The following is a 25,706-nucleotide window of genomic DNA, read 5'->3' on the forward strand; positions in this document are numbered from 1 at the left end:
TAATTAATAAAAAAACATAATGGCGCCGCGCATAGCGGATAAGTAAAAAATGCAGACACTACAGAAACCGGTTTCATTTTACATAAAGGAGTGGTGTATGTCTGCTGGCGACAAAATTTCTGTCAGAGAGAAAATAGGTTATAGCCTGGGGGACGCAGCCAGTCACATCGTATTTGACTCGTCTGTGGCTATTCTGGCTTATTTTTATACCGATATTTATGGCCTGCCGCCCGCCGTAATGGGGACGATGTTTTTGCTGGTGCGTCTGCTGGATGCGATTACCGATCCGATTATGGGCGCGATTGCTGACGCCACCTCAACCCGCTGGGGCCGCTTTCGCCCCTGGCTGTTGGCGATCTGCGTGCCCTTTGCGGTGAGCTGCGTGCTGGTGTATTCCATTCCCTCCTTTTCCGACTCCGGAAAAATTGCCTACGCCGTGGCGGCTTATATATTTATGACACTGATGTATACGGCGATTAATATTCCGTACTGCTCGCTGGGCGCGGCGCTGACCTCCGATCCGCGCGAAAGCCTCTCGCTTCAGTCCTGGCGTTTCGCTATCACCCCAATCGGCGGCGCGCTCGGTACTGCGTTTATTTTACCGCTGGCTGATTTTCTCTATCCCGGCGATCACGCGACCGGTATTCAGGTCTCGATGGCCCTGTTTGGCGTTATCGGCTGCCTGATGTTTATCACCTGTTTCGCCACGACTAAAGAACGCGTGCAGCCGATTAAAGAACAGAACCTGAACATCGCGCGGGACGTGAAAATACTATTTCGTAACGATCAGTGGCGTATTCTTTCCGTTTACAATTTTATGATGCTGATCGCCGTGGTAATTCGCGGTGGCGCCGTCGTCTATTATGTTAACAGCGTCCTGCATAAAGGCGCCGACGTGATTACCATATTCATGCTCGGCGGTATGTTTGCCTCCATGCTGGGTTCGGTGCTGGCCAAGCCCTTCGGGACGCGCTTTTGTAAGGTCCGATTCTCTTTCTGGATTAATCTTCTCACCGCCGCGCTGGGCGTGGTCTGCTTTATCGTCCCGGTACAATATTGGATTGCGGTGCTCGGCGTGCATATTCTGATTTCTATCATTCAGGGCGGCAACGGCGCGTTGCAGTGGTCGATGATTACCGACGTGAATAACTATGGCGAATGGAAAACCCAGCGGCGTATTACCGGTATGAATGTCGCAGCAAATATCTTTGTCATCAAGCTGGGCGTCGCCGTCGGCGGGGCCATCCTCGGCTGGATATTGGCCTATTTCCATTACGCCGCTAACACCACGGTGCAGTCGGCTTCAGCGGTGCAGGGCGTGGTGCTGTTGTTTACTCTGGTCCCTTCCGTGTTTTATGTGCTTACCGCCGTCTCGATTAAATTCTACGGCTTAACGGAAAACAGAATGAACGGCATCGTTAATGATTTAAAACACGGCACTTTCGCCGAATCCTGATTATTCCACGCTGTATTAAGAGGGCTATGCAGGTAATTCCCTGGATAGCCCGGCTATACCCTGGATGAAACATATAACAATGTAATTAGGGATGTTAATAATGAAAGTAAACTATATGGCTCTGATTATGAGTGGTCTGTTCTCCTCTGGCCTTTGGGCCGCGACGAATAATCACCCGACGGATATTGAAAAACGTTTAGCGCAGCTGGAACAGCGCGTAATAAATGCTGAGCAACGAGCGGCCGATGCGGAAGCGAAAATCCAGACCTTAACCCGACAGCAGAGCGTGGTGGCGAAAAGCACGCCAACTGTCAAAGTGGAGTCCGCCGAGCCCGTGGCACCGGGCGCGGAGCCGACAACACTAACGCTGTCCGGCTATGGGGATATCAAATTTTATGGTGATGTCGAATTTAACATGGATGGCGCCAGCAGCAGCGGGAGCCTGACTTCGGTAAAAACCACGGCAAATAAAGACTGGGCGCCGGGCAATAATGAACGCTGGGATATTAATGGCCGTCTGCTGTTAGGTTTTGACGGCATGCGCAAAATGGATAATGGCCGTTTTGCCGGTTTTTCCGTCCAGCCGCTGGCCGACCTGAACGGCAAAATGAATCTTGATGATGCGGTATTCTTTTTTGGCCAGGAGAACGACTGGAAGGTGAAGGTTGGTCGTTTCGAAGCCTACGATATGTTCCCGTTGAATCAGGATACGTTCGTGGAATACTCCGGGAACACCGCCAACGATCTGTACAGCGACGGTTACGGCTATATTTACATGATGAAGGAAGGGCGCGGTCGGAGCAACAGCGGCGGCAACTTCCTGATGAGCAAAACCCTTGATAACTGGTATTTCGAACTGAATACCCTGCTGGAGAACGGCAGCACGCTATTCCAGGACCAGCAGTATCATGGCACCGCACTGGAAAATGAGAAAAATGTGGCCTATTTGCGCCCGGTTATCGCGTGGAACAGCGGGCGCTTCTCCACTGCCATCGCCATGGAAAGCAACGTGGTAAATAACGCCTATGGCTATCACGATGCGAAAGGACGCTGGGTCGACCAGTCCAGCCGTACCGGCTATGGCTATACGATGACGTGGAATGGGCAAAAAACCGATCCGCAGGACGGCGTGGTGACCAACCTTAACGTCGCTTATATGGATGCCGAAGATGAGACTGACTTTACCGCGGGCGTTAACTCCCTGTGGCACGGTTTTGAGCTGGGCTACATTTACGCGCATAACAAAATCGACAGCTTTAACACCGCTGATTTTATCGCTAACTGCGACGATAATTGCTGGATCGCCGATCCGGGCAACTATGATATCCACACAATCCATGCGTCGTTCCTGTTTCCGAACGTAATGAATATGAAGAACTTCAACATCTATCTTGGGGCCTACGCATCATGGATTGAATCCAACCCAAACAACGGCGACGGCCAGGAAGACTCCCGCTATGGCGGCCGGCTGCGCTTCAAGTATTTCTTCTGAGCAACACAGAGCCTGCACAGCGCAGGCTCTGTGCTATTCAGCCGCCTGTCGCTACGCGGCGTGGCTCGCGAAGCCTCAGCGTCCCGTGAATCCACTTGCCCCAAACTGGTGCGTTTAACGCTAAAAACCGCCCACAAATAAGCAAAGTGTCTGGTTGTTTTTTAATCAACTCAAAGCCATGGCCTCACAGCGTAACGCTGCGCCGACGCGCTGTGTGACCTGGCATAATTAATGCTTATCTCTTATCGGGATTACCACAAAGTGAGTACAACCGGAGGAGACGGCCATGATAAAAATAACGCTTCCTGACGGGCATTATTATGACGAGATGCTGACCGCCCAGGGTGAGCAGCGGCCGCACTATAATGCCTGGTGGCAATGGTTTCGCAACACCGATCAATTCTCTATCCGGCAGAAAAAAGCGCAAGCGGAACTGCTTTTTCACCGTATCGGCATCACCTTTAACGTGTACGGCGAGGATGAGGGAACCGAGCGGCTGATCCCGTTTGATAGCGTGCCGCGGATCATACCCGCCGGGGAGTGGCAGCGCATTGACCGCGGCATTCGCCAGCGGGTGAAAGCGCTGAACGCTTTCCTCTATGACATCTATCATGAACAGAATATCCTGCGCGCGGGGCTGATACCGGCCGAGCAGGTGCTGGCCAACGAGCAGTATCAACCGTGCATGCAGGGCATCAACCTGCCAAACAACACCTATGCCCATATCACCGGCGTCGATATGGTGCGCAATAACGACGGTCAGTATTACGTGCTGGAGGATAATCTGCGCACGCCGTCCGGCGTCTCCTACATGCTCGAAAACCGTAAGATGATGATGCGCCTCTATCCGGAGATGTTCGAGCAGCATCACATTGCGCCGGTGGAGCGCTACCCGAGCTACCTCCTGCAGACCCTGCGCGAAAGTTCGCTGGTGGATGATCCCTGCGTCGTGGTGATGACCCCGGGTCGCTTCAACAGCGCCTACTTCGAGCACAGCTTCCTGGCGCAGCAGATGGGGGTCGAGCTGGTGGAAAGCGCCGATCTGTTTATTAAAAACGGCGCGGTGTATATGCGCACCACTGAGGGGCCGCGGCGGGTGGATGTGATTTATCGCCGCATCGACGACGCCTGGCTCGACCCGCTGGCCTTCCGCGCCGATTCGATGCTCGGCGTCCCGGGGCTGCTGTCCGTCTATCGCGCCGGCGGCGTAGTGCTGGCCAACGCCATCGGCACCGGGGTGGCTGACGACAAATCGATCTATCCGTACGTCCCGGAGATGATCCGCTTTTACCTCGGCGAACAGCCGATCCTCAGCAATATCCCCACCTGGCAGTGTCGGAAAGCGGAGGACCTGCGCTACGTGCTGAGCAATCTGGAGCTGATGGTGGTCAAGGAGGTCCATGGCGCCGGGGGCTACGGCATGTTGGTCGGCCCGCGTTCCACCAAAGAGGAGCGGGAGGCCTTCCGCCAGCGCCTGCTGGCCAATCCGGCCAACTATATCGCCCAGGACACCCTTGCGCTGTCGACCTGCCCAACCTTCGTTGATGAAGGGCTGTCGCCACGGCATATCGATTTACGCCCCTATGTGCTTTCCGGACAGGAGATGCGGCTGGTGCCCGGCGGCCTGACCCGCGTGGCGCTGACCGAAGGGTCGCTGGTGGTCAACTCGTCGCAGGGCGGCGGAACCAAGGATACCTGGGTGATGGAGGATGACGCATCATGCTAAGTCGTACGGCGAGTGAACTGTTCTGGATGGCCCGCTACCTTGAGCGGGCGGAGAGCTACGCCCGGGTGCTGGACGTGACCTGGAAATTATCAATGATCCCCCGCCACAGCCAGCAGTCGCGGGATCTGGCGCTACCGCTGAATTTGTCGATGACCCACGAGCTGTTTCAGGCGCGCCATGCCCGCTTTACCATGAGCAATCTACTCAACTTTTTTGCCCTCGATGGCAACAACCCCTGCAGTATTTACAGCTGCGTGGAGATGGCGTGGAACAACGCGCACGCGGTGCGCGGCAGTCTGTCGGCCGAAGTGTGGGAGAGCATCAATGCCACCCGCATCGAACTGCGGACCCTCCGCCAGCAGGGGCTGGGCGAACTGGGGAGCGACGGCTTTTTCGAGTGGGTGAAAGAGCGGGTGCATCTGTTTCGCGGAGCGGTGATAGGCACGCTGCTGCGCAACGACGCCCTGAGCTTTATCGGTATCGGCACGCTGATCGAGCGCGCGTTCGCCACCACCCAGCTGCTGCTGATTAAGGATCAACAGCTGACCAACGATCCGGACCCGGTGCGCGAATACTACCGGCTGGATACTCTGCTCAATGCGGTCAGCGCCCGCGAAGCTTACAACAGCCTCTACCGCCAGCCGGTCAGTCGCGAAACGGTGATGGAGCTGCTGATCCTGCGTAACGATATTCCACGTTCGCTGCGCGCCAGCATTGCCGACCTGGTGGGCGAACTGGAGAAGATCGCCAACGATCGCTCTTATCAGCCGCTGCGCCTCGCCCATCAGCTCAACGTTGACCTGCGCTTCAGCACCCGTGACGACCTGGCGCAGGCGGACCTGCAGACCACGCTTAACGGATTGCTGGGGAGAATTAACGCCCTGTCCGACAGCATCAGACAAACCTATCTGGAGGCCTTATGAAACTGGTCATCGATCATCTCACTCGCTATGGCTACGATGAAGAAGTGAAGTTTTCCACCCAGTATCTGCGCCTGACCCCGCGCAGCACCGGACGGCAGACGATCACCGCCTGGACGCTGACCCTGCCGGACGGCGCGGCGGTGACCACGACCGACGGCTGGGGTAATGTGCTGCATGTGCTGACGCTGGATAACCCGCATAAAGAGATCACCATTCGCGCCAGCGGGATTGTCGATATCGCCGACGAGGGGGAAGAGACGCGTGATGAAGAGGCCGAGCTGCTGTCGCCGCTGGTTTTTCTGCGCAGTACGCCGCTGACCCGCGCCGATACGGCGATCCGTGAGTTCGCCCAGCGCCTCTATCGTCCCGATGCGGCGGAAGAGAGTTTGAATCAACTGATGGCGGATCTGCTGTTAAGAATGCCATACTCCCCCGGCGCGACCCAGGTCCAGGACTCCGCTGCCGACGCCTTCGCCCGGGCGAAGGGCGTGTGCCAGGATCATACCCATGTTTTTCTCGCCTGCTGCCGGGCGCTGGAGATCCCGGCGCGCTACGTCAGCGGCTATGTCTACAGCGATAACGCCCAGCATGTCGCGATGCATGCCTGGGCGGAAGTGTGGCTCGACGGCCGTTGGCTGTCGTTTGATATCACCAATAATACCCGTCGCCTGAATCAGCATCTGCGGCTGGCGACCGGACTGGATTATCTCGACGCCTGCCCGGTACGGGGCACCCGGCTGGGCGGCGGCGGGGAGATTATGTTAACCAACGCTGAAGTGCGCGAACACAGCCAGCAGGCGCAGCAGCAATAATACGGGAATAACCGCAATGACCTACTGTGTGGCCATGTGCCTGGCGGATGGACTGGTGTTTGCTTCCGACTCCCGCACCAACGCGGGCGTCGACCATATTGCCACTTTTAAAAAGCTGCACGTTTTCCATCAGGAAGGGGAACGGGTGCTGGTGCTGCAATCCGCCGGCAACCTGGCCACCACCCAGAGCGTGATAAGCCTGCTCAGCGCGCGGATCCGTACCCAGCAGGAGCCGAACCTGATGCAGGTGACTTCCCTCTACGACGCCGCCATGCTGATCGGTAAAACGCTGCTGGAGGTGATCCAGCGCGACAGCAGCAACCAGCAAAACTGCAGTAATACTAACTTCAACTGCAACCTGTTGCTTGGCGGCCAGATCGCCGGCGAAACCCATCGTCTGTTCCATATTTATCCGGAGGGCAACTTTATTGAAGCCACCCGCGACACGCCTTATTTCCAGATTGGCGAAAGCAAGTACGGCAAGCCGATCATCGATCGGGTGCTGACCATCGATACGCCGCTGGAGCAGGCGATGTGCTGCGCCTTGATCTCCATTGACTCGACGCTGCGCAGTAATCTGTCCGTTGGCCTGCCGCTGGATACGCTGCTCTACCGCAGCGGCAGCCTGAGCAGCGCCGGGCAGCATCGCATCACCGACAGCGATCCCTACTTCAACCGCATCCGCAAGGCGTGGTCCGAGGGGCTGTTGCACACCTTCCAGACTCTGCCGGCCTGGACGCCAGCAGAGCGGGAAGGGGAGTAGCCCTGGAATACGACCTCGCCCGGAGCCCGGCCACACGGATGATGACCGGCTCCCTTCGCCCTTAACGCGTCTCCGCCAGCCGCTCGCCGCTGGCGGCATCAAACAGATGCAGGCTCTCGCAGCGGAGAGTCAGCCCCAGCGTCTGCTGCGCCGCGACCGCCACCCTGCCGGCAACCTGCACATGCACCGGAAAACCCTGCCAGTCGAGATGCAGCAGGGTGGACTCCCCCGTCACCTCCATAATGTTTACCGTTGCCAGCGCGCCATGCGCATCCGGCAGAATATCCTGCGGGCGCAGGCCGACAATCAACGGGGCATCGCCCTGGTTCGCCACCGCCTGATGCCAGCGTTCGGCCAGCGGAAACCACAGCGCGCCGCAGGCGACGCCGGGCTGGCCATTGCGCACGTCGCGCTGACCGGGCAGGAGGTTCATCGGCGGGGAGCCGATAAAACGGGCGACGAAGGTGTTGCATGGCTGGTCGTAAATGGCCAGCGGCGCCCCCTGCTGGACGATCTGCCCGTCGCGCATCACCACAATCTGATCGGCCAGAGTCATTGCCTCCACCTGGTCATGGGTGACATAGATCATGGTGGTATTGATGCGCTGGTGCAGGGATTTGATCTCCGCGCGTAGCTCCATCCGCAGCTGAGCGTCAAGGTTCGACAGCGGCTCATCGAACAGGAAAACCTGCGGGTTTCTGACCATTGCCCGGCCCATCGCCACCCGCTGGCGCTGGCCGCCGGAGAGCGCACGCGGATAGCGAGCCAGCAGTTTATCAATGCCCAGCAGGCTGGCGACCTGCTGCACTTTGTTTTTCTGCAGCTGCTTATCCACCTTTTTGACCTGCATATGAAAGGCGAGATTTTCCGCCACCGTCAGGTGGGGGTAAAGCGCATAGCTCTGAAAGACCATCGCCACATCGCGGTCGGCGGGATCCAGATCGTTGACCGGCCGCTGGTTCATCAGAATGGTGCCGCCGGAAAGCGTTTCGAGACCGGCCAGCAGGCGCAGCAGGGTCGACTTGCCACAGCCGGAAGGGCCCACCAGCACGGTAAAGCTGCCGTCGGGGATGGTGAGGTCCAGCGGCTGGAGCACCGTCTGTTTGCCGTATCGCTTGGCGACATCGATCAGTTCAACACTGGCCATCGGTGGCCTCCTCAAGGTGATGTTGCAGGGTATGCCAGTCGGGATAGCGGCGCGGGGAGGTGCCGATCGCCTGCGCGGCGACGGTATTTCCCCAGCGCAGCGCTTCTGGCACCGGTTTACCGCTTAGCAGCGCGGCAAGAAAGCCCGCGTTAAAGCTGTCGCCAGCGCCGATGGTATCGATGACGGTGACGGGCCGGGTTGGCGCATGGTGATGGCTGTCGGTCGTCCAGCAGTCCGCGCCGTCAGCGCCGCGCTTCACCACGCACCCGCCGCTGCCGCTGAGCCGTGCCGCCAGGGCTGCGGCGGCTTCGGCGAGGGTGGGGCGGGCGGCCAGCTGCTGGGTTTCAACGTCGTTGAGCAACAGCCAGTCGCAGTCGCCCAGCCAGCGGTCGACCTCATGACGCAGCGGGTCGCTCCAGCCCTGGGGCGGCCAGCCGGTATCGACGGCAAGGGTAAACCCGCGCTGGCGGAGCGTGGCGAGCAGCTGCGGATAGTCGGACAGCAGCCTGGTACAGAGAAAGGTGCCGCAGAGCAACACGATATCGCCCTCGCCAGCGGCGGCAGGCAGCTGGTCCAGCACATCCCCGGCGGTCAGGCGGGTAATGTGTCCGTGGTTGCTGAGGAACGAGCGCTCTTTGTTGGGATGGGTGACCGCCACCGTCAGCGAGGTTTCACAGGGATACTGCGGCCAGCGCGCGCTATCGCCGGGAAACTGTGCCGCCAGCCACGGGGTAAACGCGTCGTCGCCCTGACAGCCGACCGCGCAGTGCGGCAGCTGCATGGCGGCGGCGGCCAGCGCGCAGTTGCCAGCAGAGCCGCCGGGCCGCAGAGCGCTGTGCTCGAGCATCATCTCAGTTCCCTGCGCGGGCCAGTGGGGCAGGGTTCCCATCACTAAATCAATATTGTAATTGCCCACGATATAGAGCACAGGTGTCCTGGTGTTATCCATAGTTATCCTTTACTTCCCCCGTTGGTGAGGCCACTGACCAGCGATTTTTGCAACCAGATTGCAATCAGCAGCGGAGGGACTGAGGCGAGTATGCCTACCGCCGCCACCAGTCCGTCATCGGTGGCGCGGCCGGCGGTGAAGCCGGCGATGGTCACCGGCAGCGTTTGGGCGGCGAGGTTGCTGGTAAACAGTAGCGCATAGAAAAACTCATCCCACGCCAGCAGCCAACCGAACAGCGCGGCGGCGCCAAGCATCGGTTTCGCCAGCGGCAGGGTGATGCGCAGCAAGACTTGCCAGATGCGCAGACCGTCAAGCCGTGCCGCCTGTTCGATATCCTGCGGTAGGGTATCGAACTGGTTTTTTACCATCCACGTCAGAAACGGCACGATCAGCGAGCAATAGACCAGCACCAGTCCGCTTCGGGTGTTGAGCAGGCCAAAGTGTTCGAGAATAAAATAGAGCGGCAGCACAAAGGCTACGGGCGGCACCATATAGATGCCGAGGCCGGCGTACAGCCAGCCGTCGCGTCCGGGGTAGCGAGAAAAGCTGAAGGCGGCGGGGATCGCCAGCAACAACGAGACCAGCGTCGCGCCAGCGGCCACCAGCACGCTGTTGCCCAGCGCGGGGAGAAACAGCGCCCCGGGTTCGCCAGGGGCCAGCGACAGCAGATGGCCATAGCGGCTAAAGTCCCACTGCCGCGGGATCCACGCCAGCGGGACGCGGGTGAGGTCCGCGGTGGTGCTGACGCTCATCAAAAATAGCCACAGCATCGGGGCGAGGATCGAGACCGCCACCGCCAGCGCCGCCATGTAACGCAGCACGATGTACCCTTTACGCTTCATCATCAATACTCCGGCGCCGCTGACGCAGCAGCAAAAACAGATACAGGGCGATCAGTACGGCGCACATCAGGCTCATCAGCATGGCGTAGGCCGCGCCGCTGCCGGCGCGCAGATAGCTGAATGACTCCTGATAGACAAAAAAGCTCAGCGTTTTGGTGCTGTCCAGCGGGCCGCCGCGGGTCATAACATAGATAATGTCGAACACTTTGAAGGCATCGATGGTGCGTAGCACCAGCGCGACGCCAAGAGGGCCCACAATGGCCGGAAAGGTAATGGCGCGAAAGCGCCGCCAGGCGGAGGCGCCGTCGAGCCGCGCCGCCTCGTATAGATCGTCGGGGACGGACTGCAGCGCGGCCAGCACCAGCAGAGTGACCAGCGGGTAGTTTTTCCAGATATCCGCCAGCATCACCGCGTGCAGCGCAGAATCCGGCGAGCCCAGCCAGCTGCGATAGCTGTCAATCAGCCCCAGCTGGCTGAGCAGGGCGTTAACGCTGCCGTAGTCGGGATTAAAGTTAAGCCGCCACATCATGGCGTTGACGATCGTCGGCAACGCCCACGGCAGGATCACCAGCACCCGCAGGACATTACGCCCGACAAAACGCTGATTCAACAACAGCGCCACCAGTACGCCGATCGCCCCCTCAATCGCCACCGAGACCACGGTGAAATAGAGCGTTCGCGCGAAGGCGGCGCGAAAGTCCGGGTCGGTCAGGGCATAAAGATAATTATCCAGCCAGACGTAGTGGGTCGCCTCGCCGCTTCCCGCCAGCGCAGTATCAGTGAAACTCAGCCACAGGGTGCGCGCCAGCGGCCACGCAGTGAGGATAAACATCGCGATAAGCATGGGCGCTAACAGCACCCATGCCTGACGATGCTCGCGTCGTTGCAGACTCAGCATCACGCCTCCTTAACGCAGACGGGCCGCGCTGGTGTCGACCGCCTTGAGGGCGACGTCGGGCGTGGCTTTACCCTGCAGTACCGATTGAAGCTGCTGTTGCAGGGTGTTTGACAGGCGCGAGTAATCTGCCGTTTCGGGGCGAGAGAGCATCACGTTCAACGACTTGTCGGCGGCGGCGATCAGGCTCTCCTGGCCTTTGGCAACGGCAGGATCCTGGTACGAGGCTTTCCATACCGGCAGGCTCAGTTTGGCATACTTGTCCTGTACCGGCTGGGAGGTGAGGTAGTGAATATACTGCCAGGCCTCTTCCGAATGCTGACTGGCTTTGGCGATGCCCAGTCCCATTGAACCGTTGACAGCGCCGGGTTTATCCGGGGTATCGCCTGGGGCGGGGACAATGCCAACATCACCTGCGACTTTACTCTGTTTCGGATCGTTGGCCATGTTGTACATATAGGTCCAGTTGAGCGCAAAGGCGGCGTCGCCATTGGAGAAAGCCTTACGCACATCCTCCTCAAGGTATTCACGTGATGCCGGGTTGCTCAGCCCCTGATCGAGCGAGGTTTTCATCAGCGTGACCGCTTTCAGCGAGGCGGGCGTCGAAAAATCGAGCTTGCCGTTCTGGTAGAAGCTCCCGCCGAAGCCGGAGACGAGGGTGGTGTAATCACAGACCAGCGCTTCCGCTTGCGACCAGCTCCACACCAGCGGATATTTAACGATCCCTTTGTCCTTAAGCACTTTAGCGTCGTCCATCACCTGCTGCCAGCTGACTGGCGGCGTTTTGATCCCTGCTTTGTCCAGCATGGCTTTGTTGTAGTACAGATATTTGGTGTCGAGGATCCACGGCATGCCGAGGGTTTTGCCTTGATACACCACGGTATTCATCGCCCCGGGGAAAATCTTCTCACGCTCGTCTGGGGCAATTCGTGAAGAGACATCCTGCAGCAGATCGAAGCGGCTAAACTCCGCCGGCCAGATCGCGTCGAACAGCACCACGTCGTAGCCGTTACCCCCCGCGCCGCGGGCGGCGACGATCTTGTCGTGCAGCGCTTCGTAGGGAACGAATTCGAGGTTGACCTTCACATCAGGATGTTGCTTTTCGAAATCGCTGGTCATCGCGCGAATGTCGTTTTCGCTATAGGCCGCCTGGGTCATAAACAGGGCATTAATCTGGGTCGCTGCGCTGACGCTCCCACTGATAACGAGCATCGCCAGCAGACAGGCGTTGACCCGTAGTGCGCTGTGGTATTTCATCTTTGCTCTCCGCTGTGCTGTACTGAAAGGGGTTATGATTTATTAAATCAATTTGATTGATTTAATCAGGGCGACACTATCGGCAACATCTCCCGAGTGGCCCTGGGACTAAGCGTAGCAAAGGGTATGCCATCGCGAAGGCTCGCCTGCGCGGGTCGTTGTCAGATCTGTGATGCCGGCTAAAATTTCACCAGTCCAGCCTGGAAGGGAAACGATGAAAACATCAGGTACAAACCTTGAACATGCCCGGGTGCATAACCGCCGGGTGATCATTGAGGCGGTGCGTTTACATGGCGAGCTGACCCGCGCCGAGCTGGCGCGGCTGACCGCGCTGACCCCTCAGACCGTGTCGAATATTGTGGCGGAGCTGGAGCAGATGGATCTCCTGACCAGCCACCAACCGCGGCGCGCCAGCGGCCGGGGACAGCCAGCGGTGCCGGTGAGCCTCAATCCCGCCAGCGCCTGGTCGATTGGCATCCATCTTGATCATCAGACGCTGATTGTGGTGCTGGTGGATCTGACTGGCGAGGTCCATTTTCGCCGACTCATTCTGGTGCAAAAGCCCCAGCCTGGTGCGACCTTTGCCCGCCTCGCTGAGGTGCTGGATGAGATCCGTGCGCTGCCGGCGCTGGACTGGTCGCGGGTGCTGGGGATGGGGGTTGTGATGCCGGGGCCCTTTGGCGTGGAAGGGATTTCGTCGACGGGACCCACGACGCTTAACGGCTGGGAAGGGGTAGACGTAGCAGCGGAGCTCGGGCGACTGAGCGGCCTGCCGGTGACCCTCGAAAACGACGCCACGGTGGCCGCCATTGGCGAACGCTTTCACGGCGTGGCGCGGCAGCTCAACTCCTTTGTCTATCTCTACATAGGCACTGGTCTTGGCGCCGGAATTTTTACCGATGGTCATGTGTATACCGGCCATGCTCATAACGCCGGCGAGGTCGGGCATATTGTGGTCGCGCCGAATGGTCGCCCTTGCTATTGCGGGAATGAGGGATGTCTTGAGCGCTATGTTTCCCTGCAGGCGGCCTATGAGTTTTGCGGCCTCGATCCCTATCGCGCCCTGCCGGAGGATCTGCTGTCGGTGGACGCTGCGCTTTTCGACCAGTGGATCACCAGCATCCTGGCGCCGTTGCGTCAGGCGATCAATTTGCTGGAGTGCGTCTTCGATGCCGAGACGGTAGTGGTGGGCGGCATGATGCCCGCCCCGCTGCTGGAGAGAGTGCTGGCGCGTCTGCCGCCGCTGTATCAGTCCGTCCGCGGGCGTTACCTGCCGGCCCAGCGTGTCAAAATGGGGATGACCGGCACTGATACCGCCGCGCTGGGCGCCGCTGCGCTGCCGATCTTTGACGAATTTAATCCGCAGTTTCAGGTGTTGATGAAAGCGGTAAATACAAACGCGCTTTTTGGCAAAGCTAAGTAAATTAAATACTTTGTTATTTAACGTGTTATCTCACATCTTCGGAGGGAACGAGGCAACACGGCAAGGTATCGGAAGTGACGGAAAAGAAGACGGCTGTCTATGTGGATGACCAACAGCACATCCTGATCCGCCAGCTGGCGCGCAGCTGGCTGTGGCGCAGCGAGCTGCCGACCTGGCTGCTGTTGGTGACGGTTTACGGCGGCTGGTTTGCCTGCGTGGCGGGCTGGCGGACGCTGGGCCTGTTTCCGGCCACGCTGCTGCTGATCTGGTTTACCGCCTGGTATATGTCCTTACAGCATGAGCTGATCCATGGGCATCCCACCCGGCTGGCATGGTTTAACCAGCTGCTGGGGACGCTGCCGCTGGCGGTCTGGTATCCCTATGGCGTCTATCGCGACAGCCATCTGGCGCACCATCGCAACCATCTGCTGACGCACCCCGAGGATGATCCCGAATCGTACTACGTGACCGCGGAAAGCTGGCAGCGCTTCTCAGCCTGGCAACGCCGCCTTATCCACCTGCGCAATACCTTCTGGGGGCGTCTGCTGCTGGCGCCGCTGATGGATATCGTTCACACCCTGCGCAGCGCGCTGCGGGCTTTCCGCGAGGGCGACCACCGCGCCATCGCCATGTGGAGCCTGCATCTGTTGCTGCTGACGGGCCTGCTGGCCTGGATGGCGGCGCAGGGTTTTTCCCCGCTGTGGTTTGTGCTGGCGGTGAGCTACCCGGCGCTGGCCCTGACCAAAGTGCGCTCTTTTCTCGAACACCGGGCCGCGGATGACCCGCTGGCCCGCTCGGTGATCAACGAGGCCGGGCTCCCCTGGCGAGTGCTGTTCCTCAATCTCAACTACCATGCGGTGCATCATGACCTGCCAGGGGTTCCCTGGTACGCTTTACGTCAGCTGTATCTGCATCGCCAGACGGCCTATCTGCAGCGTAATCAGGGGTTCCTGGTGCGTGGGTACGGTGAGTGGCGACGCCATTTTAGCCGCCGGGCGGTGGCGGTGAACGCCCATCCGGGCTTTGGCGAGCAGGCGGGAGGAGAACATGGCTGAACGCATGACCTTTCCGATGTATGCCATCCACCGTCAACAAACCCAGGCTCTGTGGCAGGCGGTACAGTCGCTGCTGGCCGAACGCGGCGTGATGGTGGCGGGGGACCCGCCGGCGGATGACCCCGAGGATCTGCTGGCCCACTGGCGCCAGCCGAGGCTGTTGCTGAGTCAGACCTGTGGCTATCCGCTGGTGACCCAGCTGCCGGAGGTGCAGACGGTGGGCTGCTTCCACTACGCCGCGCCCGGTTGCGAAGGGCGCCGCTACCGCAGCCTGCTGGTGGTCCGCGAAGCGGATAGTCACCGGATGCTGGCTGACTTTTTTGGCCGCCGGGCCGTGTGCAATGCCGAGCACTCGCAGTCCGGCTACAACGTGCTGCGCAAAATGGTCGCGCCGCTCTCGCGGGAGGGGCGATTTTTTTCGGCTGTGGTGTTTAGCGGCAGCCATCGGCAATCGTTGCGCGAGCTGCAGCAGGAAAACGCCGATATCGCCGCCATCGACTGTGTGACCTACGCTCTGCTGCAGCGACATCAGCCGCAGGCCCTGGCAGGACTGGTGGCGATCGGCTGGAGCCCGGACGCGCCAGGGCTGCCGCTGATCACTGCCGGCGCCACCCCGGCGGCGACGCTGAACAGCCTGCGCGAAGCGCTCCAGCAGTTAGTGAGCGATGCGCGCTATCGTCCCCTGTGCGACGCCTTGCTGATCTGCGGCTATAGCGATATGTCGCGGGAGGCCTATGCTCCGCTGCTGGCGTGGCGGGATGAGGCCGCGGCGCAGGGCGTCAGCCAGCTATAGGTAAAATGCCCCGGCCAGCGATCTGCGCCGGGGCGGGCCATGGCAGACTACGGCGTCGGCGGTAACGCGGGGCGGGAAGGGGCGGTGAAGCGGTTTGCCACCGCCGGCAGACCGAGCTTTTCACGCAGAGTGCCGGGCGGATAGCGGTCACGCATGACGCCGTTACGCTGCAGAAGCGGCACCACCTGGTCAACAAAGCGGTCAAAGTCTCCCGGCAGCAGCGGGAACATCAGGTTGAACCCATCGGCGGCGCCCGCCTGCCAGGTCTCCGTTAAGGTGGCGGCAATCTCCTCGGCGCTGCCCAGCAGCAGCCAGCTATCAGAACTCTGTAATAACAACTTCCCCAACTCCAGCAGAGTGAGGCGCGGATCGTACTGGCGGATAAGCTTCAGCGCGGTACGGATGCCGTCAAAGCTCTCTTCATCAGGGAGCGGCGGCAGGGGCTGGTCCCTCGGCAGGGCGCTGAGATCCATTCGAAGATAAGAGGAGAGCAGATCGATAGCCATCTGGTCGCTCATCAGCTGCTCGTTAAGCTGCTGGCGGGCCGCCTTCTCCTCGTCGGAGTTCACCACCACCGGCAGGACCCCGGCGATGATTTTGAAATGGGCCGGATCGCGCCCGTGCTGGCGCAGCCGCTGATTCATCTCTTCGCGATAGGCCAGCCCCTCGGCGATCGAGTGAATAAACACGAAGTGCATATCGGACCAGGCGGCGGCCAGCGCTTTCCCTGCTTCCGAAGAGCCGGCCTGCACCAGCAGTGGATGGCCCTGCGGCGGGCGAGGGACGTTGAGCGGGCCGCGCACGCGAAAGTACTCGCCCTGATACTCGAGATGATGCACCTTGTCGGCATCGGCAAATAATCCGCGCGCTTTATCGAAGATCGCCGCGCCATCTTCCCAGGAATCCCACAGACGAGTGACCACGTCGATGAATTCATTGGCCCGCTGGTAGCGCGTGCCGTGGCGGGGAAGCTGCTCCAGACCGAAGTTTGCTGCTTCTTCTTCCAGCCACGACGTGACCACATTCCAGCTTGCCCGGCCATTGCTGAGGAAATCCAGCGAGGCAAAGTAGCGAGCCAGGTTATAGGGTTCGTTATAGGAGGTGGACGCGGTGGCCATCAGGCCGATATGCTCCGTCACCGCGGCGAGGGCTGAGAGCAGCGTCAGGGGTTCAAGCCGGGCGTTGGCGTAGTGGGTCAGGCCGCTGGGCACCGTATCCCACACCGCGATATGGTCGGCGACAAAGATAGCGTCAAGGGTCGCCGCTTCGGCCTTGCGCGCCAGACTGGCGTAATAGTTGAGGGTAAATATGTCCGCTTCAGGCGCGTCAGGGTGACGCCAGGAGAAACGGTAATCCCCCTGTGGGTTATAAAAGAACAGGTTCAGGATCATGTGTCGGGTAGACATAGCGTGGACTCGCGGCTGAACGCCATCCGTGGCGGAGTGAAGGTCAGTGTTGGGATAGGTTGGCATTAACCCACTGGTCGGCGACGGCCGCTGGATCTTTATGCTGAAGATCTACCTGCTGGTTGAGGGCAATCAGCGTGGCATTGTCCAGTTTGCCGGAGACCTCATTGAGCACGGCGCCGATCTCCGGCGTCAGACTGGCTTTGCGCACCAGCGGCACCACGTTCTGACTCGGTTGCTCATGTTTATCATCTTCCAGAACCACCCATTTCTCCTTCGCCAGATTGCCCTGGGTGGAGACGACCGTCGCGACATCGATTTTGCCCGAATTGAGCGCCAGCCGGGTCAGCGGCCCGCCCATGTCCAGCGATTTCACCGCTTTGAACTCAAGACCATAGACGCGTTTCAGCCCCGGCAGGCCCAGGGCGCGTACCGCCAGCTCCGGCGGTCCGCCGATCACCAGCTGCGGGGCGACGGGCTTCAGGTCGGAGAGGGTGCGCAGATGGTATTTCTCCGCGGTCTCGGCACGTACCGCCCAGGCGGTGATCGAGGTGGCCGGGGCCGGGTTCAACAGAGTGAAATCGGCAGGCAGGACCTGAGCCAACTCAGCGCTGACGTCCTGCTGGCTGGTGGCCTCGGTTTTGCCGTTATAGAAATTGAGCAGGGCGCCAAGATATTCCGGAACGATATCGATCTCACCGCTCTGCAGCGCCGGAATAATAATTTCCCGGTTGCCGAGGTTGAGACGGGTGTTGGCCTCGATATGATTTTTCTTTAGCGCGCTGGCGTAGATGTTGGCGAGAATGGAACTTTCGGTAAAGTTGGCCCCGCCCACCGTGACGCTGGCGGCATAGGTGTAAACGCTCAGGCTGAACAGCCCGGCGGCCAACAACGAGAGACGAAATCGACGGGCGGTGACGGCCTTGCCAAATAATTGCTTCATAATACCTCTTTTATTTTCAGGTTAATCAGCGCCAGGCGCTGGGGTCATGTCAGTGTCACGCTAATAAGGCGCGGCAATACGGCGATGAACCAGGCGGCCGGCGCAGCGGGCGAAAAGCAGTTCGCCGCCTATCGCCAGCAGGGAAACCACCAGCGAGCCGCCGATCACCTGCGGGATATCCCGTTGCCCGAGTCCGTCGATCAGAAATCGTCCCAACCCGCCCAGACCGGCATAGGCTGCGACCACCGCCGTGGCGATAAGCTGAACCAGCGCGGTGCGCACTCCGGCGAGGATCAGCGGCGCCGCCAGCGGGATCCGCACCTGCCACAGGCTTTGCCAGGGGGTCATGCCCAGCGCGATGGCCGCATCGCACAGCGGGCGGTCGGCGTGATAAATCCCCACCCAGGTGTTAGTGAGAATCGGCGGAATAGAAAGCGCGATAAGCGCCGCCAGCACCGGGATATCGTTAAAGCCAAAAACGATGATGCATAATAAAATCAGCCCTAACGAAGGGATGGCGCGGCCAAGATTAAACAGGTTGATCACCACGAAGGCGCCTTTGCGCCAGTAGCCCAGGGCGATACCAAGCGGCAGGGCAATGGCGCAGGCCACGGCCATGCTGACCAGCACGTAATAAAGGTGTTGGCCCAGGCGCAGCAGGATGCCCTCGTCGCCCAGCCAGTGCTCCGGCTGGGTCAACCAGTGAAAGGTGGCGAGAAGCAGTGTCATCATTTCGTCCACGGCGTTAGCCAGTCGCCGAGACGGGCGATCAGCCCGTCAAAGACCAGCGACAGCAGCAGGCTCAGGACCAGGCTGACGATAATCGGCGTCAGAAAGTCCTGATTAAAACCCGCCAGCAGCAGCTGTCCCAGCCCGCCCTGGCCGATCAGCGCGGTGACGGTGACCAGGCCGACCAGCGTTACCGAGGCAATGCGCAGCCCGGCAAACAAGGAGGGCAGCAGCAGCCACAGCTCGATATCGAAGAAGCGGAATCCCCGGGTGTAGCCGAGCGCCCGCGCCGACTCCAGCGCCGCCTGTGGCAGCTTTTCTATGCCGGCCAGCATGTTGCGCAACAGGATCAGCAACGAGTACAGCGTCAGGCCAATCAGCGAGGTAGTCAGCGACAGCCCGGTAAACGGCAGTAATAAAATAAAGAGCGCCAGCGAGGGAATGGTAAACAGCACGCCGCAAAGGGTGATGAGCGGCTGCGCCGTCGCGGGCCAGCGCAGGGTAATGGCTAACAGGCCGCCGGTGAGCAGGGAGCCGAAAAGTAGCGCCAGCAGGACCATCCGCGCATGCTGCCAGAGGAGATCGCCGATCATCGCGCGGTTATCGATAACCCAGCCCCAGTCAATCATGAGGTCTCACTCCCACCGCGCCGTCGAGCACTTGCTGCAGCAGGGCGTGAGACACCGCCCCCTGGTATTGTCCTTCGCCATCCACATGCACCAGCACGCCGGTCGCCACGTCGAGCAGCGCGCTATAGGCAAAACGCAGGCTGTGGCTGCTGGCGAGCGGGCGCTCCACCGGCAGGGTGAGACCTCGCAGCGGATCAAACCAGTGCAGCGGGCGTCGCTGGCGGTCAAGCACCAGGCGCAGCGGGCTGGCCAGCGGTGGATGGGCGCTGGCGATCGGCGTTAGCGCTTCGTCGAGCAGGGGGACATCGTGACGCGGCAGCTGGCCGACCTGTATCATGCCCAGCCGCTTCAGATTGGGTTCCGGACCAATAAAGCGGCGCACGAACTCGCTTGCCGGGTGGGCCAGAATACGGTCGGGGGTATCAAACTGCGCCAGCACGCCGCCTTCCTGGAAAATGGCGATTTTATCGCCGAGACGGATCGCTTCATTGATGTCGTGGGTCACCAGTACAATGGTTTTCTGCAGCCGCTGCTGCAACAGCAACAGCTCGTCCTGGAGGCGTTCACGGACCACCGGGTCGATGGCGGCGAAGGGCTCATCCATCAGTAAAATCGGCGGATCGGCGGCGATGGCGCGGGCGATGGCTACGCGTCCCTGCTGGCCGCCGGAGAGCTGATGCGGATAGCGGTGCAGCAGATGGCTGTCGAGCGACATCAGCGCCACCAGTTCGTCAATGCGCGCGCGGATCCGCGCTTTGCTCCAGCCCGCCAGCCGCGGTACGGTGGCGATATTTTGCGCCACGGTACGATGGGGAAAGAGCGCGGCGCTTTGCATCACGAAGCCGATCTGGCGGCGGACCTGGATAATATCAGCGTCAGCGAGGCGGACGCCCTGAATATAGACGTCGCCGCTGTCGGGAATATCCAGCTGGTTAATCATGCGCAGGATAGTCGTTTTTCCGCAGCCGCTCGGGCCGACGAAGGTGCAGAATTCGCCATGATCAATATCCAGACTGAGGTTGCGAATGGCCGGCTGGGCGCTGCCTGGGTAGGTTTTGCAAAGATGCGTTAATTTAATCATGGTGGAATTCAACACTCTGAATAATAAAGTCCTGACCCGGATAAAGTAGCGCCGGGATCCTGGCTCAAACTACAGAGCGCCTGCGGGGAGGGCAAATACGTTATTTGCATTTGCATAGTGAAAAGCTGGTTAATCAGTTGCGGTGGAAGAAAAGCCGGAAGGTTGTTTTATGGATTTGTGATCGGCAACACAAATGACTCTCAAGCGGCCACCGTAAAAAATAAATTACCAGGGTTGATTTTAATCAAAGTATGACCGCCTGCGATAGGGCGGAAAAAGCCGTACCGTCCGCCGCACAAGAAAAACTAAATTGTGAATATAATGTTTCTTTGATGTAAATAATGCCTGTGCCCTTTTCCCGCCCGCCGCAGATAAAATGTGATGCCAAACCGACTTGTCGTTAAATAAGGGCGTTGATTACGTCTGCTTTTTATTCTTTACAGCATTAATTTAATTTTCGGCTCTCTTCTCACCCTGACAGCGTTGGTTAAATAGCGTGCAAAAGGCGTGTTTTTTATCGCCATTCTGCCGTCGATGTTATTGCCATCAATTATTTTTATCCCCGCATTCGGTCACGACAAAAGGCGTGCAAATAGCGTTCATGATGCTTTTAATGTATTGATTTTAATTTATTTATTCTGACTTGTGACTCTTGCTCATCCGCCGCGGCGGAGCCTTTGTGAGAGCTCTCACATAACCCGGTGATCGCGATTTGTTACACTTTCCGCCGTCAACAAAGGAATGAAAGCGAGACGTGATGAATACTTTTTCTCTGCCTAAAACTCAGCATCTGGTGGTTTTCCAGGAAGTGATCCGCAGCGGGTCAATCGGGGCTGGAGCAAAAGCGTTAGGACTCACTCAGCCGGCGGTCAGTAAAATCATTGGCGACATGGAAAGCTATTTTGGCAGCGAGTTAATCGTTCGGCGAAATACCGGCGTCTCGCTCACCGAGGCCGGGCAGGTATTTCTTAACTGGTCAGAGACAATCACCCGTGAAATGAAAAATATGGTCAATGAAATGAATGCCCTGACCAACAGCACGGTAGTGGATGTCTCCTTTGGTTTCCCCTCGCTGGTGGGGTTTACCTTTATGTCGGAGATGGTGCATCAGTTCAAAATGACCTTCCCCAAGGCGCGGGTCTCAATGTATGAGGCGCAGCTCTCCGCCTTTTTGCCGGCAATCCGCGACGGCCGCCTCGACTTCGCCATCGGGACGCTGAGCGATGAGATGAAGCTGCAGGACCTGCACGTCGAGCCGCTGTTTGAGTCTGAGTTTGTGTTGGTGGCGAACCGGGCGCGGATCGGCAACGGCACCGTCCGCCTGGCCTCGCTCCAGCACGAGCAGTGGGTGCTGCCGGAGACCAATATGGGTTACTACAGCGAACTGCTGACCACCCTGCAGCGCAGCGGCATCCGCCGCGAAAATATCGTCAATACCGATTCGGTGGTGACGATCTATAACCTGGTGCTCAATGCCGATTTTCTGACGGTCATTCCCTGCGACATGACCACGCCGTTCGGCTCGAGCCAGTTTGTCACCATCCCCATTAAAGAGGCCTTGCCGGTGGCGCGCTATGCGGCGGTGTGGTCGAAAAATTACCGGCTGAAAACCGCGGCGGCGTCGCTGGTGGAGATGGCGAAACAGTATTCATCGGGGCAGGGCAACCGCCACTGGCAGCCAATAGAAATTGCCTGACTGATAGTTATTAAATAACCCAACACCCATCCTCGCTGTTATCAGCAGGATGACGCCCGGTTATTGACTTTATCTTAAGAAACAGAGGCCATCATGCATATTACCTACGATCTTCCGGTATCGATTAACGATATTCTCGAAGCGAAACAACGCCTGGCAGGAAAGATATATAAAACGGGTATGCCGCGCTCGAATTATTTTAGCGAACGCTGCAAGGGGGAAATATTTCTTAAATTCGAAAATATGCAGCGCACGGGCTCATTTAAAATTCGCGGCGCCTTTAATAAGCTCAGCGGGTTAACCGCGGCGGAAAAACGCAAAGGGGTGGTGGCCTGCTCAGCGGGCAACCACGCCCAGGGCGTCTCGCTCTCCTGCGCCATGCTCGGCATTGACGGGAAAGTGGTGATGCCGAAAGGGGCGCCGAAATCGAAAGTCGCCGCCACCTGCGATTATTCGGCGGAGGTGGTGCTGCATGGCGATAATTTTAACGATACCCTCGCCAAAGCCAGCGATATTGTTGAACTTGAAGGCCGTATTTTTATTCCCCCCTATGACGACCCGCAGGTTATTGCCGGGCAGGGCACCATCGGTCTCGAAATATTAGAAGATCTGTATGACGTGGATAATGTCATCGTGCCGATTGGCGGCGGTGGCTTAATTGCCGGCATCGCGATTGCGATTAAATCCATTAACCCGACGATCCGTATTATCGGCGTGCAGTCGGAGAATGTTCACGGTATGGCCGCCTCCTGGTACGCCGGAGAGATCACCAGCCATCGCCACGCCGGCACTTTAGCCGATGGCTGCGATGTCGCCCGCCCGGGGAAACTGACCTATGAAATCGCCCGCCAGCTGGTGGATGACATCGTCCTCGTCAGTGAGGACGACATTCGCCAGAGCATGGTCGCCTTAATTCAGCGCAATAAAGTGATCACCGAAGGGGCCGGGGCCTTGGCCTGCGCCGCGTTATTAAGCGGCAAATTAGACAGCTATATCCAGAACCGCAAAACGGTCAGCCTGATTTCCGGCGGCAATATCGATCTCTCGCGGGTCTCGCAAATTACGGGTTTTGTTGACGCTTAATTCAATACAGAAGTGAGGACAGGATATGAGTACGACTGAGAGCATTGCATCCAGCCAGACAAGCCTTTCGTCCTGGCGTAAATCTGACACCACCTGGACCCTGGGCCTGTTTGGCACCGCTATCGGCGCCGGGGTACTGTTTTTCCCCATCCGCGCCGGCTTCGGCGGGCTGATCCCGATCCTGGTGATGCTGGTGCTGGCCTATCCCATTGCCTTCTATTGCCATCGGGCGCTGGCGCGGCTGTGCCTGTCGGGGGCTAACCCCTCCGGCAATATCACCGAAACGGTGGAAGAGCATTTTGGCAAAACCGGCGGGGTGGTGATCACCTTTCTGTACTTCTTCGCCATCTGCCCGCTGCTGTGGATTTATGGCGTCACGATCACCAATACCTTCATGACCTTCTGGGAGAACCAGCTACAGATGCCGGCCCTCAACCGCGGGGTGGTGGCGCTGCTCCTGCTGCTGCTGATGGCGTTTGTCATCTGGTTTGGTAAAGACCTGATGGTCAAGGTGATGAGCTATCTGGTGTGGCCGTTTATCGCCAGCCTGGTGGTGATCTCCCTGTCTCTGATCCCTTACTGGAATAGCGCGGTGATTGACCAGGTGAACCTCAGCGATATCGCCTTAACCGGTCATGACGGCATTCTGGTGACAGTATGGCTGGGCATCTCCATTATGGTGTTCTCCTTCAACTTCTCGCCGATCGTCTCCTCGTTTGTGGTCTCCAAACGCGAAGAGTATGAAGCGCAGTTTGGCCGGGAGTACACCGAACAAAAATGTTCGCAGATTATCTCCCGGGCCAGCATGCTGATGGTGGCGGTGGTGATGTTCTTCGCCTTCAGCTGCCTGTTTACCCTCTCGCCGCAGAACATGGCGGACGCCAAGGCGCAGAATATCCCGGTGCTCTCCTATCTGGCGAATCACTTTGCCTCGATGTCGGGCACTAAATCCACCTTTGCCACCCTGCTGGAATATGGCGCGTCGATTATCGCCCTGGTGGCCATCTTCAAATCGTTCTTCGGCCACTATCTCGGCACCCTCGAGGGGCTGAACGGGCTGATCCTGCGCTTCGGCTATAAAGGGGATAAAACCCGCGTCTCCAGCGGCAAGCTCAATACCCTGAGCATGGTGTTCATCATGGGCTCGACCTGGGTGGTGGCGTATGCCAACCCCAATATCCTCGACCTGATTGAGGCCATGGGCGCGCCGATTATCGCCTCGCTGCTGTGTCTGCTGCCGATGTACGCCATTCGTAAAGCGCCTTCGCTGGCCAAATACCGTGGCCGTCTCGACAACCTCTTTGTGACCGCTATTGGTCTGCTGACCATCCTCAACATCGTTTACAAACTGTTCTAATCCGGCTCAGGCCACGCGGAGTACAACATGACTGAATTTCCGGTAGTTCTGGTGATCAACTGCGGCTCGTCGTCGATCAAATTTTCCGTGCTGGACGCCGCCAGCTGCGACTGCCTGCTCAACGGCGTGGCCGAGGGCATCAACGCAGACCAGGCGTCTCTCTCGCTTAACGGCGGCAAACCGGTGGCGCTGGCGCCGCGCGGCTACGAAGGCGCCCTCCAGGCGATTGCCGGGGCATTAGCCCAACGCGACCTCATCGGCAGCGTGGCCCTGATTGGCCACCGCGTCGCCCACGGCGGCGACCTCTTCACCGAGTCGGTCATTATCAGCGAGGAGGTTATCGACAATATTCGCCAGGTGTCGTCCCTGGCCCCCCTGCATAACTACGCCAGCCTCAGCGGCATCGCCTCGGCGCAGCGGCTGTTCCCGGAGGTGATGCAGGTGGCGGTCTTTGATACCAGCTTTCACCAGACCCTGGCCCCGGAAGCCTTTCTCTATGGTCTGCCGTGGGAGTATTACCAGAACCTCGGGGTGCGCCGCTATGGCTTCCACGGCACCTCGCACCGCTATGTCTCCCGGCGCGCCCTGGCGCTGCTCGGGTTGCCGGAGCAGGAGAGTGGTCTGGTGATCGCCCACCTGGGCAATGGCGCCTCGGTCTGCGCAGTGCGCAACGGCCGCAGCGTAGACACCTCGATGGGGATGACGCCGCTGGAGGGGCTGATGATGGGCACCCGCAGCGGCGATGTCGACTTCGGCGCCATGGCGTGGATTGCCGCGGAAACCCGGCAGACCCTCAGTGACCTGGAGCGGGTGGCCAACACCGCCTCCGGCCTGCTGGGGATCTCCGGCCTTTCCTCCGACCTGCGGGTGCTGGAGCAGGCCTGGCATGAGGGCCATGCCCGCGCCCGCCTGGCGATCAAAACCTTCGTCCATCGCATCGCCCGCCATATCGCCGGCCACGCCGCCGCGCTGCAGCGTCTCGACGGCATTATTTTTACCGGCGGGATTGGCGAAAACTCGGTGCTAATCCGCCGGCTGGTAAGCGAGCGGCTGGCGGTCTTTGGCCTTGAGATGGACGCCGCCCGCAACCAGCAGCCCAATTCGGACGGTGAGCGTCTGATCTCCGCCGACGGCAGCCGGGTGCGCTGTGCGGTTATCCCCACCAATGAAGAGCGCATGATTGCCCTCGATGCGATCCGCTTAGGCCGGATCCACACCGCGGCGGCGCTGGCCTGATTTTTTTATTCTG

24 protein-coding genes are annotated in these 25,706 nt (G+C 59.2%); 13 read left to right on the top strand and 11 right to left on the bottom strand.

Annotated elements, in window-relative coordinates:
* Nucleotides 1-97 precede the first annotated feature (97 nt).
* The 6 genes from ABLV76_RS01020 to ABLV76_RS01045 all read left to right on the top strand — a co-directional run bounded on the left by ABLV76_RS01020 (nucleotide 98) and on the right by ABLV76_RS01045 (nucleotide 7,172).
* Entirely contained in the window at nucleotides 98-1,456 is a 1,359-nt protein-coding gene (locus ABLV76_RS01020) for a glycoside-pentoside-hexuronide (GPH):cation symporter (protein ID WP_348878134.1), read from the top strand.
* 100 nt (nucleotides 1,457-1,556) lie between these two features.
* Entirely contained in the window at nucleotides 1,557-2,948 is a 1,392-nt protein-coding gene (locus ABLV76_RS01025) for a carbohydrate porin (protein WP_114466109.1), read from the top strand.
* Nucleotides 2,949-3,234: 286 nt separating this feature from the next.
* The gene (locus tag ABLV76_RS01030; RefSeq protein WP_004180417.1) at nucleotides 3,235-4,674 is read left to right on the top strand and encodes a circularly permuted type 2 ATP-grasp protein; all 1,440 of its coding nucleotides are present in this window, start codon (nucleotides 3,235-3,237) and stop codon (nucleotides 4,672-4,674) included.
* Nucleotides 4,668-5,597 (top strand): alpha-E domain-containing protein, encoded by a 930-nt coding sequence (locus ABLV76_RS01035; RefSeq protein ID WP_057215996.1) that lies wholly within the window; start codon nucleotides 4,668-4,670, stop codon nucleotides 5,595-5,597. The genes ABLV76_RS01030 and ABLV76_RS01035 overlap by 7 nt, the downstream gene beginning before the upstream one ends.
* Entirely contained in the window at nucleotides 5,594-6,409 is an 816-nt protein-coding gene (locus ABLV76_RS01040; RefSeq protein ID WP_004203291.1) for a transglutaminase family protein, read from the top strand. Before ABLV76_RS01035 ends, ABLV76_RS01040 begins: the two co-directional genes overlap by 4 nt.
* Before the next feature lie 16 nt (nucleotides 6,410-6,425).
* Nucleotides 6,426-7,172 (top strand): proteasome-type protease, encoded by a 747-nt coding sequence (locus ABLV76_RS01045; RefSeq protein ID WP_004203290.1) that lies wholly within the window; start codon nucleotides 6,426-6,428, stop codon nucleotides 7,170-7,172.
* A 61-nt stretch (nucleotides 7,173-7,233) separates the two neighbouring features.
* On the opposite strand, the gene ugpC is transcribed toward ABLV76_RS01045, so the two are convergent.
* From ugpC to ABLV76_RS01070, 5 genes are read right to left on the bottom strand one after another with little or no spacing between them, the layout of a single operon-like run.
* Nucleotides 7,234-8,319 (bottom strand): sn-glycerol-3-phosphate ABC transporter ATP-binding protein UgpC, encoded by a 1,086-nt coding sequence (gene ugpC, locus ABLV76_RS01050; protein WP_069135304.1) that lies wholly within the window; start codon nucleotides 8,317-8,319, stop codon nucleotides 7,234-7,236.
* Entirely contained in the window at nucleotides 8,306-9,268 is a 963-nt protein-coding gene (locus ABLV76_RS01055; RefSeq protein ID WP_004203288.1) for a carbohydrate kinase family protein, read from the bottom strand. Before ABLV76_RS01055 ends, ugpC begins: the two co-directional genes overlap by 14 nt.
* Before the next feature lie 2 nt (nucleotides 9,269-9,270).
* Nucleotides 9,271-10,110, bottom strand: a complete 840-nt coding sequence (locus ABLV76_RS01060) for a carbohydrate ABC transporter permease (RefSeq protein WP_004203287.1) — start codon at nucleotides 10,108-10,110, stop codon at nucleotides 9,271-9,273.
* The gene (locus ABLV76_RS01065) at nucleotides 10,100-11,008 is read right to left on the bottom strand and encodes a sugar ABC transporter permease (RefSeq protein WP_017899871.1); all 909 of its coding nucleotides are present in this window, start codon (nucleotides 11,006-11,008) and stop codon (nucleotides 10,100-10,102) included. Before ABLV76_RS01065 ends, ABLV76_RS01060 begins: the two co-directional genes overlap by 11 nt.
* 9 nt (nucleotides 11,009-11,017) lie before the next feature.
* Complete coding sequence (locus ABLV76_RS01070) at nucleotides 11,018-12,262, bottom strand: extracellular solute-binding protein (protein ID WP_017899870.1); 1,245 nt, start codon at nucleotides 12,260-12,262, stop codon at nucleotides 11,018-11,020.
* A gap of 214 nt (nucleotides 12,263-12,476) precedes the next feature.
* On the opposite strand from ABLV76_RS01070, the gene ABLV76_RS01075 reads away from it, so the two are divergent.
* From ABLV76_RS01075 to ABLV76_RS01085, 3 genes are all read left to right on the top strand, one after another.
* Entirely contained in the window at nucleotides 12,477-13,685 is a 1,209-nt protein-coding gene (locus tag ABLV76_RS01075) for an ROK family transcriptional regulator (RefSeq protein ID WP_004203282.1), read from the top strand.
* A 74-nt stretch (nucleotides 13,686-13,759) separates the two neighbouring features.
* Entirely contained in the window at nucleotides 13,760-14,740 is a 981-nt protein-coding gene (locus ABLV76_RS01080) for a fatty acid desaturase (protein ID WP_348878135.1), read from the top strand.
* Nucleotides 14,733-15,533: a PhnD/SsuA/transferrin family substrate-binding protein gene (locus tag ABLV76_RS01085; protein WP_348878136.1), complete on the top strand. Its 801-nt coding sequence runs from the start codon at nucleotides 14,733-14,735 to the stop codon at nucleotides 15,531-15,533. Before ABLV76_RS01080 ends, ABLV76_RS01085 begins: the two co-directional genes overlap by 8 nt.
* Nucleotides 15,534-15,580: 47 nt before the next feature.
* Here the strand turns inward: ABLV76_RS01085 and ABLV76_RS01090 are convergent, their stop codons facing one another.
* From ABLV76_RS01090 to ABLV76_RS01115, 6 genes are all read right to left on the bottom strand, one after another.
* Complete coding sequence (locus ABLV76_RS01090; protein ID WP_306052944.1) at nucleotides 15,581-17,005, bottom strand: LLM class flavin-dependent oxidoreductase; 1,425 nt, start codon at nucleotides 17,003-17,005, stop codon at nucleotides 15,581-15,583.
* Nucleotides 16,983-17,882, bottom strand: coding sequence for an ABC transporter substrate-binding protein (locus tag ABLV76_RS01095; protein WP_032456285.1), 900 nt, complete (start codon nucleotides 17,880-17,882; stop codon nucleotides 16,983-16,985). The genes ABLV76_RS01090 and ABLV76_RS01095 overlap by 23 nt, the downstream gene beginning before the upstream one ends.
* A 60-nt stretch (nucleotides 17,883-17,942) precedes the next feature.
* Complete coding sequence (locus tag ABLV76_RS01100; protein WP_004203269.1) at nucleotides 17,943-18,611, bottom strand: ABC transporter permease; 669 nt, start codon at nucleotides 18,609-18,611, stop codon at nucleotides 17,943-17,945.
* Nucleotides 18,611-19,240, bottom strand: coding sequence for an ABC transporter permease subunit (locus ABLV76_RS01105; RefSeq protein WP_004203268.1), 630 nt, complete (start codon nucleotides 19,238-19,240; stop codon nucleotides 18,611-18,613). Before ABLV76_RS01105 ends, ABLV76_RS01100 begins: the two co-directional genes overlap by 1 nt.
* On the bottom strand, nucleotides 19,233-20,321 hold the full coding sequence (locus ABLV76_RS01110; RefSeq protein WP_017899866.1) for an ABC transporter ATP-binding protein: 1,089 nt from the start codon (nucleotides 20,319-20,321) through the stop codon (nucleotides 19,233-19,235). Before ABLV76_RS01110 ends, ABLV76_RS01105 begins: the two co-directional genes overlap by 8 nt.
* Nucleotides 20,322-20,758: 437 nt before the next feature.
* Complete coding sequence (locus ABLV76_RS01115) at nucleotides 20,759-20,881, bottom strand: hypothetical protein (protein ID WP_032447029.1); 123 nt, start codon at nucleotides 20,879-20,881, stop codon at nucleotides 20,759-20,761.
* 197 nt (nucleotides 20,882-21,078) lie between these two features.
* On the opposite strand from ABLV76_RS01115, the gene tdcA reads away from it, so the two are divergent.
* From tdcA to tdcD, 4 genes are all read left to right on the top strand, one after another.
* Complete coding sequence (tdcA, locus tag ABLV76_RS01120; RefSeq protein ID WP_004203266.1) at nucleotides 21,079-22,017, top strand: transcriptional regulator TdcA; 939 nt, start codon at nucleotides 21,079-21,081, stop codon at nucleotides 22,015-22,017.
* A 93-nt stretch (nucleotides 22,018-22,110) separates the two neighbouring features.
* Complete coding sequence (tdcB, locus tag ABLV76_RS01125) at nucleotides 22,111-23,100, top strand: bifunctional threonine ammonia-lyase/L-serine ammonia-lyase TdcB (RefSeq protein WP_004203265.1); 990 nt, start codon at nucleotides 22,111-22,113, stop codon at nucleotides 23,098-23,100.
* Nucleotides 23,101-23,125: 25 nt separating this feature from the next.
* Entirely contained in the window at nucleotides 23,126-24,457 is a 1,332-nt protein-coding gene (gene tdcC / locus ABLV76_RS01130; RefSeq protein ID WP_004203264.1) for a threonine/serine transporter TdcC, read from the top strand.
* 27 nt (nucleotides 24,458-24,484) lie between these two features.
* Nucleotides 24,485-25,693: a propionate kinase gene (tdcD, locus tag ABLV76_RS01135; RefSeq protein ID WP_017899865.1), complete on the top strand. Its 1,209-nt coding sequence runs from the start codon at nucleotides 24,485-24,487 to the stop codon at nucleotides 25,691-25,693.
* The last annotated feature ends 13 nt before the right edge of the window (nucleotides 25,694-25,706 follow it).

The organism is Klebsiella sp. GB_Kp047 (genome assembly GCF_040065235.1).
GTDB lineage: Bacteria > Pseudomonadota > Gammaproteobacteria > Enterobacterales > Enterobacteriaceae > Klebsiella > Klebsiella quasipneumoniae.